At 66.9% G+C, this 13,794-nt stretch carries 13 protein-coding genes; 7 read left to right on the top strand and 6 right to left on the bottom strand.

The window, feature by feature from the left end; all coding sequences use genetic code 11:
* Nucleotides 1–238 precede the first annotated feature (238 nt).
* Nucleotides 239–910, bottom strand: a complete 672-nt coding sequence (radC, locus tag VFG40_RS16200; protein ID WP_324899407.1) for a RadC family protein — start codon at nt 908–910, stop codon at nt 239–241.
* 97 nt (nt 911–1,007) lie between these two features.
* Between radC and coaBC the strand changes: the two genes are divergently transcribed.
* The 3 genes from coaBC to VFG40_RS16185 are packed head-to-tail and all read left to right on the top strand — an operon-like array spanning nt 1,008 to nt 4,999.
* Nucleotides 1,008–2,213 carry a bifunctional phosphopantothenoylcysteine decarboxylase/phosphopantothenate--cysteine ligase CoaBC gene (coaBC, locus tag VFG40_RS16195; protein ID WP_324899405.1) on the top strand — a complete coding sequence of 402 codons (1,206 nt, stop codon included), beginning with the start codon at nt 1,008–1,010 and terminating at the stop codon, nt 2,211–2,213.
* The gene (gene dut / locus VFG40_RS16190; RefSeq protein WP_324899403.1) at nt 2,210–2,665 is read left to right on the top strand and encodes a dUTP diphosphatase; all 456 of its coding nucleotides are present in this window, start codon (nt 2,210–2,212) and stop codon (nt 2,663–2,665) included. The genes coaBC and dut overlap by 4 nt, the downstream gene beginning before the upstream one ends.
* Nucleotides 2,666–2,680: 15 nt before the next feature.
* Nucleotides 2,681–4,999, top strand: coding sequence for a phosphomannomutase/phosphoglucomutase (locus tag VFG40_RS16185; RefSeq protein WP_324899401.1), 2,319 nt, complete (start codon nt 2,681–2,683; stop codon nt 4,997–4,999).
* Nucleotides 5,000–5,044: 45 nt separating this feature from the next.
* Here the strand turns inward: VFG40_RS16185 and VFG40_RS16180 are convergent, their stop codons facing one another.
* The 3 genes from VFG40_RS16180 to VFG40_RS16170 form a co-directional block, all read right to left on the bottom strand.
* A complete protein-coding gene (locus VFG40_RS16180; protein WP_324899399.1) occupies nt 5,045–5,716 on the bottom strand; it encodes a DUF4124 domain-containing protein in 672 nt (223 codons plus the stop codon).
* 87 nt (nt 5,717–5,803) lie between these two features.
* The gene (pyrE, locus tag VFG40_RS16175) at nt 5,804–6,451 is read right to left on the bottom strand and encodes an orotate phosphoribosyltransferase (RefSeq protein WP_324899397.1); all 648 of its coding nucleotides are present in this window, start codon (nt 6,449–6,451) and stop codon (nt 5,804–5,806) included.
* A gap of 29 nt (nt 6,452–6,480) precedes the next feature.
* On the bottom strand, nt 6,481–6,978 hold the full coding sequence (locus VFG40_RS16170; protein WP_324899394.1) for a GNAT family N-acetyltransferase: 498 nt from the start codon (nt 6,976–6,978) through the stop codon (nt 6,481–6,483).
* 46 nt (nt 6,979–7,024) lie between these two features.
* On the opposite strand from VFG40_RS16170, the gene VFG40_RS16165 reads away from it, so the two are divergent.
* The 3 genes from VFG40_RS16165 to VFG40_RS16155 all read left to right on the top strand — a co-directional run bounded on the left by VFG40_RS16165 (nt 7,025) and on the right by VFG40_RS16155 (nt 9,520).
* The gene (locus tag VFG40_RS16165) at nt 7,025–7,792 is read left to right on the top strand and encodes an exodeoxyribonuclease III (protein ID WP_324899391.1); all 768 of its coding nucleotides are present in this window, start codon (nt 7,025–7,027) and stop codon (nt 7,790–7,792) included.
* A complete protein-coding gene (locus tag VFG40_RS16160) occupies nt 7,782–9,104 on the top strand; it encodes an AmpG family muropeptide MFS transporter (RefSeq protein ID WP_324899389.1) in 1,323 nt (440 codons plus the stop codon). Before VFG40_RS16165 ends, VFG40_RS16160 begins: the two co-directional genes overlap by 11 nt.
* A 74-nt stretch (nt 9,105–9,178) precedes the next feature.
* Nucleotides 9,179–9,520, top strand: coding sequence for a hypothetical protein (locus tag VFG40_RS16155; RefSeq protein ID WP_324899387.1), 342 nt, complete (start codon nt 9,179–9,181; stop codon nt 9,518–9,520).
* On the opposite strand, the gene VFG40_RS16150 is transcribed toward VFG40_RS16155, so the two are convergent.
* Both VFG40_RS16150 and VFG40_RS16145 read right to left on the bottom strand, forming a co-directional pair.
* Nucleotides 9,502–10,620: an anhydro-N-acetylmuramic acid kinase gene (locus VFG40_RS16150; protein WP_324899385.1), complete on the bottom strand. Its 1,119-nt coding sequence runs from the start codon at nt 10,618–10,620 to the stop codon at nt 9,502–9,504. The two genes, VFG40_RS16155 and VFG40_RS16150, sit on opposite strands and share 19 nt — an antisense overlap.
* Before the next feature lie 7 nt (nt 10,621–10,627).
* Complete coding sequence (locus tag VFG40_RS16145; RefSeq protein ID WP_324899383.1) at nt 10,628–12,073, bottom strand: OapA family protein; 1,446 nt, start codon at nt 12,071–12,073, stop codon at nt 10,628–10,630.
* 197 nt (nt 12,074–12,270) lie between these two features.
* Between VFG40_RS16145 and tyrS the strand changes: the two genes are divergently transcribed.
* Entirely contained in the window at nt 12,271–13,482 is a 1,212-nt protein-coding gene (gene tyrS / locus VFG40_RS16140) for a tyrosine--tRNA ligase (protein ID WP_324899381.1), read from the top strand.
* Nucleotides 13,483–13,794 lie beyond the last annotated feature (312 nt).

Here is a 13,794-nt window from a genome sequence, read left to right as displayed (position 1 = left end):
GCCCGATAAACACGGCAAGTGCCGGTATTGCCGTTTTGTGCATAAGTCCGATGCCTTGAGTGGTGCTTCCAGCCGAGGCTCGCGTCACGGTTTTGTCATGCGGTACTGCGATACTGAACAGGCCAGAACATGAACTCCCCTCCATGACATGGCGACCGGGGATGCCGCTCTCCCCACCTCCCCAATCGGCCTCGCGGCGTGGCACAAGCCACGCCGTTTTTTTGTCCGGGGGCCAGTTTCAGATCAGGCCGCGGGCCGCCATCGACACCGGCTCGCCGCTGCCGATCACCAGATGATCGAGCACGCGCACGCCGACCAGTTGCAGCGCGTCGCGCAACTCGTGGGTGATCGCGCGGTCGGCGGCGCTGGGTTCGGCCACACCGGAGGGGTGGTTGTGGGCGAAGATCACCGCGCAGGCGTTGTGCTGCAGGCACGCCCGCACCACCTCGCGCGGGTGCACGCTGGCGCCGTCGACGGTGCCGCGGAACAGCTCCTCGAACGCCAGCACGCGGTGGCGGTTGTCCAGGAACAGGCAGCCGAACACTTCGTACGGCAGATGGCGCAACTGTGCCCGCAGGTAGTTGCCGCTGTCGCGCGGGCTGCCCAGTGCCGGCAGGTCGCGCAGCTGCTCGCCGAGGCTGCGCCGCGCCAGCTCGAGCGCCGCTGCGATGCGTGCACGCTTGGCCGGCCCCAGCCCATGGCAGCGGATCTCGCGCTCGGGCCGGCCCAACAGTGCACTGAGGCTGCCGGCATCGGCGAGCAGCTCGCGCGCCATCGCCAGCGCGTCCTTGCCGCGGGCGCCGCTGCCCAGCAACACCGCCAGCAACTCGGCATCGGAAAGCGCCGCGCTGCCGCGGGCCAGGAGTTTCTCGCGCGGGCGTTCGCCCTCGGGCCAGTCTCGAATGCTCATTCGCTCAGGGTCGCCCGCGGCGCCCCCGGCCGTGCAGCGGTCCGGCGGGGTGAATCCGGTAAGCTACGGCACCGACCGTTTGTCAGGCCGAACTTACATGTCCCTAGCCCAACGTCGCGTGCTGCTCGGCGTGTCGGGCGGCATCGCCGCCTACAAGTCCTGCGAACTGGTCCGTCGCCTGCGCGAACTCGATGCGGACGTCCGCGTTGTGATGACCGAGGGCGCCACCCGGTTTGTCACGCCGACGACGTTCCAGGCCCTCTCCGGCGCGCCGGTGCGGGTGTCGCTGTGGGACGAATCGGCCGAGGCGGCCATGGGGCACATCGAGCTGGCCCGCTGGGCCGAGCGCATTGTGGTCGCCCCTGCCAGCGCGGACATCATTGCCCGACTCGCCCACGGCATGGCCGACGATCTGCTGACCACGTTGTGCCTGGCCAGTGCCGCGCCGCTGTTGATAGCGCCGGCGATGAACCAGCAGATGTGGGCACACCCGGCAGTTCAGGCGAATCTCGCGACGCTGCGCCAGCGCGGCGTCAGCGTACTCGGGCCGGCCGACGGTGAGCAGGCCTGTGGCGATGTCGGCTCCGGACGCATGCTCGAGCCGATGCAGCTGCGCGATGCGCTGCTGGCGTCGTTCGGCAGCGGCGAACTGGCCGGCCGCCACGTGGTGGTCAGCGCCGGCCCCACTCACGAGGACATCGATCCGGTGCGCTTCATCGGCAACCGCAGCTCTGGGCGAATGGGCTTTGCCGTGGCCGCAGCGGCCGCAGCGGCCGGCGCGCGCGTCACCCTGGTGGCCGGCCCGGTCACCCTGCCGACGCCGCCGGGAGTTGCCGAGCGGGTGGACGTGCGCAGCGCCGCCCAGATGCACGCGGCCGTCATTGCCGCCTGCGCGCAGGCGGACATCTATATTGCCGCGGCCGCGGTCGGCGACTATCGCCCGCAGCAGGTGGCGCCATGCAAGCTCAAGAAGCAGGCCGGCGCCGACCTCGTTCTCACATTGGCCGAAAACCCCGACATCCTCGCCAGCCTGTCGGCACAGCCGGTCCATCCTTTCCTGGTCGGCTTTGCGGCCGAGACGCACGACGTGGCGAAGTACGCGTTGGACAAGCTCGAGCGCAAGAAGCTCGACATGATCGCTGCCAACCACGTGGGTGGTGCGCTCGGATTCGAGAGCGCCGAAAACGCCCTGACGATCTACTGGCAAGGCGGCTCGCGCGAGCTGCCGCAGGCCAGCAAGACGCTGCTGGCGCGTCAGTTGATCGCATGCATCGCCGAACGACTGCCGGCTGTTCGCGCATGATCGAGGTGCAGCTGAAGATTCTCGATCCGCGGCTGGGCCGCGAAATCGCGCTGCCTGAAGCGGCGACGGCCGGCAGTGCCGGCATGGATCTGCGTGCAGCGGTGGATGCGCCGCTGGTGCTGGCGCCCGGTGAGTCGGTGCTGGTGCCCAGCGGCTTTGCCATCCATATTGGCGACCCGAACTGGTGCGCGCTGATCGTGCCGCGCTCCGGCCTCGGCCATAAACAGGGCCTGGTAATGGGCAACCTGGTCGGCGTCATCGACGCGGACTATCAGGGGCCGCTGATGATTTCGTGCTGGAACCGCGGCAACGCTGCGGTCACTATCGGCATCGGTGACCGCATCGCGCAGCTGCTTCTGGTGCCGGTGGCGCAGGCACGACTCAACGTGGTGGCGGAGTTCACACCGTCCGGGCGGGGGCAGGGCGGTTTTGGTTCGACCGGCATCAACTGATCTGCGGGGGCAGGCATGGGTTTGACGTGGAATGGGAACGGCCGGGGTGAGGCGACCGACTGGCTGCGGCTGTTGCCGCTGGCCGCCGGCACGCTGCTGCTGTTGCTGGGGTTGTTCAGTGCCTGGCAAACCTGGCTGATCGCCGACGAGGGCCACGCCAACGACCGCGTGCACCAGGCGCAGGAGCAGGCCGTGCAACAGGTGGGCGCCGAGCTGGACCGCCAGCGCGCCATGATTCGTACGGTGCTGGATCGCATCGATCCCGCCCTGGTGGCCAGCGACCCCGCCGCGGCCGCGGCGGCAGTGAGGAACGCGCTGCCGCAGGCGCTGCACGTGCAGTTCTTCAGCGCCGGCATGGACGAGGTGCTGCACGCCAACTATCGCGAGTTCGGCTATGCCAAGGCCGCGCAGCTGATGGCGGCGCAGAATGTGGAAGGGCCACCGCTGGCCCAGACGGTCAACGCGGGCGGCGACCGTCGCCTGTCGTTCGTGATGCCGATGGGCAACACGATCCGGCCGTCGGCGTGGGTGTGGGTGGAGTTGCCGTTTGCGCCGGTGGAGAAGATCTTCAACGCGATCTCGCCCGGGAGTGGCCGCATCGACCTGCGCCAGGGTGACGATGCCAGCGCGCTCAGTTTGCTTTCGCACGGGGCCGCCTCGGTCGTGCCCGAGGACGGCGCGGCACCGATTGCCGGCAGCAACTTCAGCATTGGCGCGGCGCTGCCGGCAGCATTCATCGTGCTGCCACGGCCTTGGCCGGTGGCCGCGTTCTTGGCCCTGATCGGCCTGCTCGGCGGCGCCTATCTGCTGCATCGGGCCGGGCGCCGACGCGCACTGCCCGCAGTTGCACCGGAGGAAGAAGAGGAAATTCCGCTCCCGGCACCCGTCCGGCGGCGCGAGCCGGCGACCGCCCGCGCGCTGCCGCCGCCTGCGCCCAGTGCGCCGCCGCCGGCGCAGCTAGATCCCACCATCTTCCGCGCCTACGACGTGCGCGGCGTGGTCGGCAAGACGCTCGACCGGCACGTGGCCCGCCTGCTGGGCCTGGCGATCGGCAGCGTGATGCGCGAAAAGGGGTTGCCGGAGATCGTGGTCGGGCGCGATGGCCGCCTGTCCGGCCCCGAACTGGCCGGCGCACTCGCCGACGGACTCAGGGCTGCCGGCATCGACGTCATCGACATCGGCGCAGCCCCCACGCCGGTGGTCTACTACGCGGCGTTCCGCTTCAACACCGGCTGCGGCGTGGCTGTCACCGGAAGCCACAACCCGCCCGACTACAACGGCTTCAAGATCGTCATCGGCGGCGAGACGCTGGCCGAGGACGCGATCCAGGATCTCTACCGGCGCATCGTTTCCGGTGCGCTGGACGAGGACGGCCACGGCGCGCTGCGCAGCGTCGACGTGGTGCCGGACTACATCGAGCGGATCGCTTCGGACGTGCAGGCGGAGCGTTCGCTTAAGGTGGTGGTCGATTGCGGCAACGGCATTGCGGGCGCCGTGGCGCCGCAGGTGGTCGAGGCCGTGGGCTGCGAGGTGATCCCGCTGTACTGCGACGTGGACGGCGAGTTTCCCAACCATCATCCCGATCCGTCGGATCCGAAGAACCTGGAAGATCTGATCCTGGCGGTGAGGCAGACCGGCGCCGATCTTGGCGTGGCCTTCGACGGCGACGGCGATCGCCTCGGCGTGGTCACCCGCGAGGGCGAAATCATCTTCCCGGACCGCACATTGATGTTGTTCGCGCGCGACGTGCTCTCGCGCCAGCCCGGTGCCACGATCATCTACGACGTCAAGTGCACCGGTCACCTGAAGGGTCAGATCCTCGATGCCGGCGGCAGCCCCCTGATGTGGCGCACCGGGCACTCGCTGATCAAGGCGAAGATGCGCGAGACCGGCGCGGAGCTCGCCGGCGAGATGAGCGGCCACTTCTTCTTCAAGGAGCGCTGGTACGGCTTCGACGACGGCATTTATGCCTGCGCGCGGCTGCTTGAGATCCTTGCCGGCGACTTGGAGGGGCGCTCGCCGGAGCAGATCTTCGACAGTTGTCCCAAGGGCGTCTCCACGCCGGAGCTGAAGATCGAGCTGGCCGAGGGCGAGCATCAGCGCTTCATGGAAGTCTTCCGCGAAAAGGCCAGCTTCCCGGACGCGACGCTGGTCACGATCGACGGCGTGCGGGCCGACTGGGCCGACGGCTGGGGCCTGGTCCGCGCCTCCAACACCACGCCGGTGCTGGTGCTTCGCTTCGACGCGGACAATCCCACGGCGCTGAAGCGGATCCAGCAGGTGTTTCGCTCGCAGCTGTTCCTGGTCAATGCGGGCCTGAAGCTGCCGTTCTGATCGGCGTATGCACCGCGTCGCGGCGGCACGGTGTCGCCGCAGCCGTCAGGAGTCGGAGCCCGCAGATGCGTCTTCGGCCGGCTGGTCGGCCTTCTTCATGTCGCGATAGCGCTGGAGCTGGGCGTCGTTCTTCAGCTGCGTGGTGACGTACGACGCGAGCAACCGGTCGAGCATGGCGCGCTGCGTGCCCACCACGTTGCGTTGCTCGGCGATGCGATCGGCCAGGAACTTCGGCACCGGCTGCTTGGCCCGCTCGAGCTCGCCAGCGCGGTCCAGCAGATCGGTCAGCGCCTTTTCCTGCGTGCGCAGGCTGCTGCGGGTGGTGTTGATCTGCTGGTCGATCGAGGCCAGCTGACCCTGCTGCTCGGCGATGAAATCCGCCTCGTTCGGAAACGCGGCGAGCATCTGCTGATCCGCCCGCAGACGCTGGTCTTCAAGGCGCTTGCGTTCAGCTGCCTCGGCCGCCTGCTTCTGCGCAATGACCCGCTCCTTGGCGGTGAGCTGGCGATCCACGTGGCGGATCACCAGGCCGTTGCCGTTGACCACGTCGTAGCCGTAGGTCATCGCTTCGGCCGAGAGGCTGTCGCTGTAATGCAGCAAGCCCTGCGCATCGTGCCAGCGGTATTGCACGCCGCTGGCAGCGCGGCGCTGTCCCATGGCGTGGCTGCCGAATCCCAGCGCGGCGGTCGCGACGACAACAATCAGTGCCTTGTGCATAGATTCCCTCCTCGGGCGAGTATAGCCGTGCCCCGCACAGCCACCATGCGCAAGCACGGAACCGGGCGCGGAACGCTGGGCGCCGGTTCAGGCACTGACGCCGTAGCGGGCGCGGTAGGCCAGCAGCCGGGCATGCTCGCCGGTTAGTTCCGGGCGCTCGCCGGCGTAGACCAGCACGTCGTCCAGGCGGGTGATCGCGATGACCGGGATGCCGAAGGCCGCACTCACCTCCTGGGCCGCCGAGCGCTCGCCCTGGCCGCGCTCCTGACGATCCAGGGCGATCAGCACACCGGCGGGCTCGGCACCCGCATCGCGGATCATGGTCAGCGACTCGCGCACGGCCGTGCCGGCGGTCATCACGTCGTCGACGATCAGCACCCGGCCGCGCAGCGGCGCGCCGACCAGCGTACCGCCCTCGCCATGGTCCTTGGCCTCCTTGCGGTTGTATGCCCAAGGCAGGTCGAGGCGGTGGTGATCGGCCAGGGCGATCGCGGTTGCGGCGGCCAGCGCGATGCCCTTGTATGCAGGGCCGAACAGCATGTCCACCGCCAAGCCCGATGCCTGCAACGCATCGGCGTAGGCGCGCCCCAGCTGCGCCAGCGCAGCCCCGGAATCGATCCGGCCCATGTTGAAGAAATACGGGCTCGTCCGGCCGGACTTGAGGGTGAATTCGCCGAAGCGCAGCACCTCGCGCTGCAGGGTGAGTTCAATGAACTGGCGCTGGTAATCGTGCACGGGGTTCTCGCGGGAAGTCGGTATGGAGTTCAGTTGTTCAGCCGGCGCGTCAGCAGGTGCTGCAGCCCGGCGGGGCCGCCATGGTAACGCCCGCCGCTGTCGCGGAAACCCGCGCCCAGGTAGAGCGCCAGCGCGGCCGTGTTGCCCGCGCCCACGGCAAGGACGAGCAGCTTTGCCGCCGGATGGCGCTTCGCCACGTCGTCGATCACGGCGGCCAGCGCCGGCCGGGCCAGGCCTTGCCCCTGCCACTGCGCATCCAGAAAGAAACCGCGCAGCCCCAGCGCCGGCGCGTCGAACTCCACGGGGGCAACGACCCGCGCGCATGTTTCGATGCAGTAGAAGCCGATCACCCGGGTGTCGAGCAGGATCGCCATCGGCTCACAACTGGCGCGGTTGCCGGCATCAGCCAGCAGGTCGTCGATGCGCCCGACGAACGCACGCTGGTTCGGCAATACCTCCAGCGCCAGCACCTGCGCCTCCGTGGCAGGCTGGACCGGGGCGACGCTCAGGGCGGATCGCGAGTGCACGATTGTTATGATGCCCCATTGGTCCAACGCACCCGCAGGAGCTCGCATGCGCATCATCAGCCTCAACGCCAACGGCATCCGCTCTGCCGCGAGCAAGGGCGTGTTCGACTGGCTGCGCGCGCAGGATGCCGATGTGGTCTGCCTGCAGGAGACCAAGGCGCAGGAAGACCAGTTGACCGACCCCGCGTTCCGGCCGGATGGCCACCACTGCTTCTACCGCGACGCCACCAGCAAGAAGGGCTACAGCGGCGTGGCGATCTACGCCAGGCGTGAGCCGGACGCGGTGCTCACCGAGCTGGGCTGGGAGGCGTTCGACAACGAAGGGCGTTACATCGAGGCGCGCTTTGGCAAGCTGTCGGTGGTGTCGCTGTATTTTCCGTCCGGCTCGTCGGGCGATGAGCGCCAGCAGTTCAAGTTCCGCGCCATGGACTGGATCGAACCGATCTTCGACGGCTGGCTGAAGAGTGATCGCGAGTACGTGATCTGCGGCGACTGGAACATCGTGCGCAGCGAGAAAGACATCAAGAACTGGAAGTCCAACCAGAAGAACTCCGGCTGTCTTCCGGCCGAGCGGGCCTGGCTCAACGGCCTGGTCGAGCGCGGCTGGGTGGACAGCTATCGGGCGCTCAAACCCGAGGGTGAGGACTACACCTGGTGGTCGAACCGCGGCCGCGCGCGCGAGAACGACGTGGGCTGGCGCATCGACTACCAGATCGTCTCGCCGTCGCTGCGCGAGCGCCTGCGCCAGTGCGGTATCTATCGCGAGCAGCGCTTCTCCGACCATGCGCCCTTCACGGTCGACTATGTCGACTGAGCAAGCGCCGGGCGCGCCGGCGACGGCATCGAAGCGGCCTTCCGTGTGGAAGGCTTTTACGCAGCCGGCCGCGTGGACCATGTGCGTCTTCGGCTTCTCTTCCGGACTACCGTTCCTGCTGGTGGCGGGGACGCTGTCCTACTGGCTCAAGGAAAGTGGCGTGGTGCTGTCGGAGATCACCATGATCGCCAGTGCCGGGATGAGTTACGCCCTCAAGTTCCTGTGGGCGCCGCTGCTGGACCATTGGCGGATACCGCTGTTCCGGAAGCTGGGGTCGCGTCGTGGCTGGTTGTTGTTCGCGCAGTTGGGGGTGGCGTTTGGGTTGGTGCTGATGGCCCTGCTCACGCCGGCCCGGCTGGGGCCTTTCATCGGGGTGACTCTTGCGGTCGCGGTCTTCGGCGCGACCCAGGACATCGCCATCGACGCATACCGGATCGAAATCGCCCCCAACGAGGCGCAGGGTGCGCTCGTGGCGACGTACTCGCTCGGCTACCGTATCGGCCTGCTGGTGGCCGGTGCCCTGGCGCTGATCATGGCCGATCACGTGCGGTGGTCACTCGTCTATCTGGCCATGGCCGGCTCCATGCTGGTGCCTGTGGTGATGACCCTGGTGGCGGTCGAGCCGCTGGTGGAACGACATCGTCCGCAGCGCTGGGCTGATGTGATGAGGGAAAGCATCATCGACCCGTTCGCGGATTTCTTCCGTCGTTACGGGCTCCCGCTTGCGCTGCTGACGCTGGCTTTCATCCTGCTCTTCAAGCTGCCCGAACAGGCGACCATCGGCGGGGTCATGGGTCCGTTCTACCGTGACATGCAGTTCTCCAAGACCGAAATCGGCGCGGTCACGAAGATCTACGGCATCTGGATCGGCATCGTCGGCGTGTTCATCGGCGGCGCGATGGTCGCGCGCTGGGGCGCATGGCGATCACTGGGCGTGATGGTGGTTTTGTGCGGTAGCGCGAATCTTCTCTATCTGCTGCTGCTTCGCCACCCGGGCAATCTGGCGATGCTCACGCTGGTCATCTCCGGCGAGAACCTCACGCTGGGCATGTTGGGCCCGCCCACCGTTGCCTGGCTGTCCTCGTTGGTCAACCGAAAGCACACGGCCACCCAGTACGCGCTGCTGAGCTCGCTGGTGAACCTGCCGGGCAAGATTCTGGGGTTCTTTGCCGGTGGCATCGCCATGGCCGCCGGCTACGGTGGCTTTTTCATCATTACCGTGCTGGGCATCATTCCGGCGATGCTGCTATTCGCCTTCATCCGCCCGCGCTTCCGCAGGTTGGAGGTCGACGGAGCGGACGGATCGTCGTGACCCGGGCGTCGTCGCGGCCGCCGGCTTTTATGCGACCATCGGCCTCACAGGGGGCATGATGCGGAGTGGCGCCCATGCCGGATCTCGTAGTACGCGACATCGACGCAGCCATGGCAGAGCGCATCAAGACGCTGGCCAAGGAGCGGCAGTGGTCGATAAACGATGTCGTGCTGCAGGCGCTGCGCCAGGGACTGGGTCTGGACCAGGCGTCGCACCCTTTTGCAGAGACGTTGCTGGATGCTGACACCGTGGTGCTGAGCGGGCACTGGGACGCGGCCGAACGCGCCGCGTTCCATGAGGCCGTGCAGGCGCTCTCGGTAGCGCCAGCCAGCCAGCTGGTGGGCCTGACGGCTCCCCATCTCGAGGACGCTAGCCCGGCGGCGATTCCCTCGAAAGGTCAGGCCGGGGCGCGGTAGACCGCGCCCAGCACGCGTGGTCCGCTGGCGCCGGTCACTGCCGGCAAGTTGCCGGGAAGGCCCAGCAATCGTTGCCGAGCCAGCCAGGCAAACGCCATCGCTTCCAGATAATCCGGGTCGACCCCGCGCGACGCGGTGCTGAGGACGGATCGTGGTGCCAGCAGGTCGCGCAGGCGCGACATCAACACGGGGTTGTGAACACCACCGCCGCAGACCAGCACATCCACGGCCGCATGGGCGTGCTGCCCGATCGCCTGGGCCACGCTGCACGCCGTCAGCTCCAGCAGGGTCGCCTGGACGTCGGCAGGCGTGACGATCGTTCCGTCCAGCTGCCGCTCAAGCCATGCCAAGTGGAAGTGCTCGCGGCCGGTGCTCTTGGGCGGCGGTTGCGAGAAGTAGCTGTCGCCGAGCAGGCGTGCGAGCAGCTCCGGCCGGCTGTTGCCGCTGGCAGCGAACTCGCCCGCGTGGTCGTAGGCTCGGCCTCGGTGCCGCTGGCACCACGCGTCGAGCAGGCCGTTGGCCGGTCCGGTGTCGAAGCCCAGCACGTGCCCATCAGCCCGCAGCACCGTCACATTGGCAATTCCGCCGAGGTTGAGCACCACCCGCTCGTGGCCGGGCGCAGCGAGCAACATCGCGTGCATGGCCGGCAATAGCGGTGCGCCCTGGCCGCCTGCGGCGACATCGGCGCGCCGGAAGTCGGCGACGACGTCGATGCGGCACTGCTCGGCGATCACGCTGGGATCACCCAGCTGCATTGTGAAGGGCAGCAATCCGTGCGGCCGATGCCGCATCGTCTGCCCGTGCGAGCCAATCGCCCGCACGCGCGAAGCCGGAACCGAGGCAGCCGCGAGTACGTCCTGCGCCGCTAGCGCAAACTGCTGCCCAATCGCCACGTCGAGACGACCGAAAGCGTCCAGATCGATCCGCGCCTCGCCCTGCGCCACGGTGAGCATGTCCTCTCGCAGGGCGTCCGGCCAAGGCCGTGTGAGGCCGTGAACCAGTCGCGGCACCGGGTGCTCGAACGAAACCAGCGCCGCGTCCACGCCGTCGGCGCTGGTGCCCGAGATCAGGCCCAGATAAAGCGTGTCGCTTTCGGTCACCGGAGTTTCAGTTGTCGCTGGGCTGGTTGCCCTTGGTCATGGCCAACCGGATGTTTTCATCCAGCTGCTTGAGCCGGGCAAGCTGCGGCTGCACGACCCGCGACTTGAAGCGGGCCAGCTGGGTCGCTGGAAGCGGCTGCGGCTTGGGCAGCGTCACCGTCTGAGGGTTGCGCTGCACGCCGTTGACGCGGAATTCGTAGTGCAGGTGCGGCCCGGTGGCCAGTCCGGTCATGCCGACGTAGCCGATTACTTCGCCCTGCCGAACGTGCTCTCCGACCCGCTCACCCTTGGCAAAGCGGGACATGTGGCCGTAGGCGGTGCTGATCGAACCGTTGTGCTGCACGACCACGAAATTGCCGTAGCCGCGCATCCAGCCGCGGTATTTGATTACACCATCGCCGGCGGCGTGGATCGGCGTGCCGGACGGAGCGGCGTAGTCCACGCCCTTGTGCGCCCGCATCCGGCCAAGGATCGGGTGCAAACGGCCGGCGCTGAACTGGGAGGAGATGCGGGTGAAGTCCACCGGAATACGCAGGAACGACTTCTGGATCGGGCGCCCATCCTCGCTGAACCAGCCAATGTTGCCGTCCGCCTTGCGGAAGCGATACGCGGTGTAGCGATGCCCCTGGTTGACGAACTCGGCGGCGACGATGTCGCCCTCGGTGTAGTAGCTGCCGTCGCGGTAGACGTCGTCGTAGACCACGGTGAAGCTGTCGCCGACGCGCAGGTCCTGTACGAAGTCCACGTCGTACTTGAACAGGTCCGCGAGCTTGCCGACCATGCCGGCACTCATGCCGGCGCGTGCACCGGCGGCGTACAGCGAGCTGTCGATTACCCCATGCGCCACATGCTCGCGCTGTTCCATCTCGCGCGGCTGCAGAGTCATCTTGGCGCTGGCACCGTCCATGCGGATCATGGCGCGGGTCGCCTGATCGCGGTCGAAGCGCAGGCCTTTCAGACTGCCGTCGCTGCCCAGCAGGAAGTCGAACTCCTGGTTCGGGCGGATGCTGTGCAGGGCGGTGCGCGCCTCGCCCGACGCGTCCATCACGCGCTGCAGGTCGGTCATGCCCAGGCCCTTGCTCTGGAAGATGTCCGACAGCGTCTGGCCGGGCTGGACCTGTACACGTTGCCAGTCCTCCACGGTGGGCGCCTGCGTCGTGACTGGAGACGCCTTCGGCAGTGCCAGCGGCAGCAGCGTATGCGCAGCGGGTGCCGGTGCCGAACGCATCGCGCTCGCCCATGCAGGCAGAATGAATCCGGAAAGCAGCGTGATCAGCAGCGCCGTCCCGGCCAGCACCCAGCGCTCGCGGTGCCAGCAGATTGGCTCAGCCTCGCCGTGACGGGTGAAGGACCAGTGCGAACAACGCTCATAGAAGTGCGAGTGCCTGCGCTGCGCCTTGCGGCGAATAGCCTGTTTCCGCGCCGCGTGCGCCACCTGCAACCTCTCACCCATAATGTCCGACTCCACCAAAGAACGTGCGACCGTGCAAAGAACGTGCGACCGTGGCGTACCATAGCGGCCGTGTGTAAAGGGCGTCAACGCCTTTTCCATCAATGGTTTGCGCATGGTTTTTGATTAACGCACAATTAACCTGAGTGTGTGCTCCGGGTCGCTAAAGTGGCTGTCTAGGCAATTAATTCGAGGAAGGCATGAACGAGTTGGAGCGGGCGCTGCAGACGATCGCGCGGGGCGCGGACGAGATCATCAAGCAAGAAGAGCTGGAGCAGCGCCTGCGGGCCGGCCGCCCCCTTCGCATCAAGGCCGGGTTCGATCCCACGGCGCCGGACCTTCATCTGGGCCATACGGTGCTGCTCAACAAGATGCGCCAGTTCCAGGACCTCGGGCACCAGGTGATCTTCCTCATCGGCGACTTCACCGGAATGATCGGTGACCCGACCGGCAAGAACGTTACCCGCAAGCCGCTCACGCGCGACGACGTGCTGGCCAACGCGCAGACCTATGCAGCACAGGTCTTCAAGGTGCTCGACAAAGAGCGCACCGAAGTGCGCTTCAACTCCGAGTGGTTCGGCCAGATGGGCGCTGCTGACATGATCCGGCTGGCGGCCCAGCACACGGTGGCACGCATGCTCGAACGTGATGATTTCGCCAAGCGCTATGCCGCGCAACAGCCGATCGCGATCCACGAGTTCCTGTATCCGCTGGTCCAGGGCTATGACTCCGTGGCGCTCAAATGTGACGTCGAGCTCGGAGGTACGGACCAGAAGTTCAACCTGCTGATGGGGCGTGCGCTTCAGGAGCACCACGGGCAGCCACCACAGATCGTGCTGACAATGCCTTTGCTGGAGGGCCTCGACGGCATCAACAAGATGTCCAAGTCGCTGGGCAACTACATAGGTATCGACGAGCCGGCGATCGAGATCGTCACCAAGACGATGAAGATCGGCGATGAACTCATGTGGCGCTGGTTCGAGTTGTTGAGCTTCGATGTCTCGCTCGCGCAGCTGGCAGCCGTGAAAGCTGACGTGGACGCCGGATCGCTGAATCCCCGCGACGCGAAGCTGCGCCTGGCAAGGGAACTGGCGGCCCGTTTTCATGACGACGCGACGGCGGAACAGGCGATCGCCGGGTGGCACGCGGTCGTTCGCGGCGAAGGGGACACGTCATTGTTGCCGCTGACCGACATCCTGGTGCCCGCCGAAGGCTTGCGACTGGCAGCGCTGCTGACCGCCGCCGGCCTCACCGCGAGCAACTCCGAGGCCAACCGGAAGCTCAAGGAGCGCGCGGTCAAGCTCGATGCGGTGGTGCTGGAAGACGCGCAGCGCGTCTTCGAGTCGGGCTTTGAGGGTGTCTTCCAAGTCGGAAAGCGCAACTTCGCACGCGTTCGCCTCGTCTCTTCCTGATCCGATGGCCTACTGCTCGTGCTGGCCACGCCTTTGCGAACAACGGCTTGCAGCTCGGATGAAAAATAGTTGGCGAAAAGGCTTGCCATCCATGGGGCTGCTACCTAGTATTCGCCCCCCGCCGCAGCCGGTCATCGCTCGGCAACATCGCTGAAAGAAATTTTTCGGAGGGTGTTGACGGAGCAAAAGATCGATGTAGAATGTGCGGCTCACCCGGGGCGAAACGCATCGGGACGGTTCGAGAAATCAGCCGTAAGTGATTGATCTTTGACAGTATGCGCAGGTGACTTGTGTGGACGCCTTGCAGTGGAC

This window comes from Dyella sp. (assembly GCF_035685805.1).
In the GTDB taxonomy this organism is placed as follows: domain Bacteria; phylum Pseudomonadota; class Gammaproteobacteria; order Xanthomonadales; family Rhodanobacteraceae; genus Dyella_A.
The sequence above is the reverse complement of the archived record's forward strand: the minus strand, read 5'-3'. Positions and strand labels throughout refer to the sequence as shown.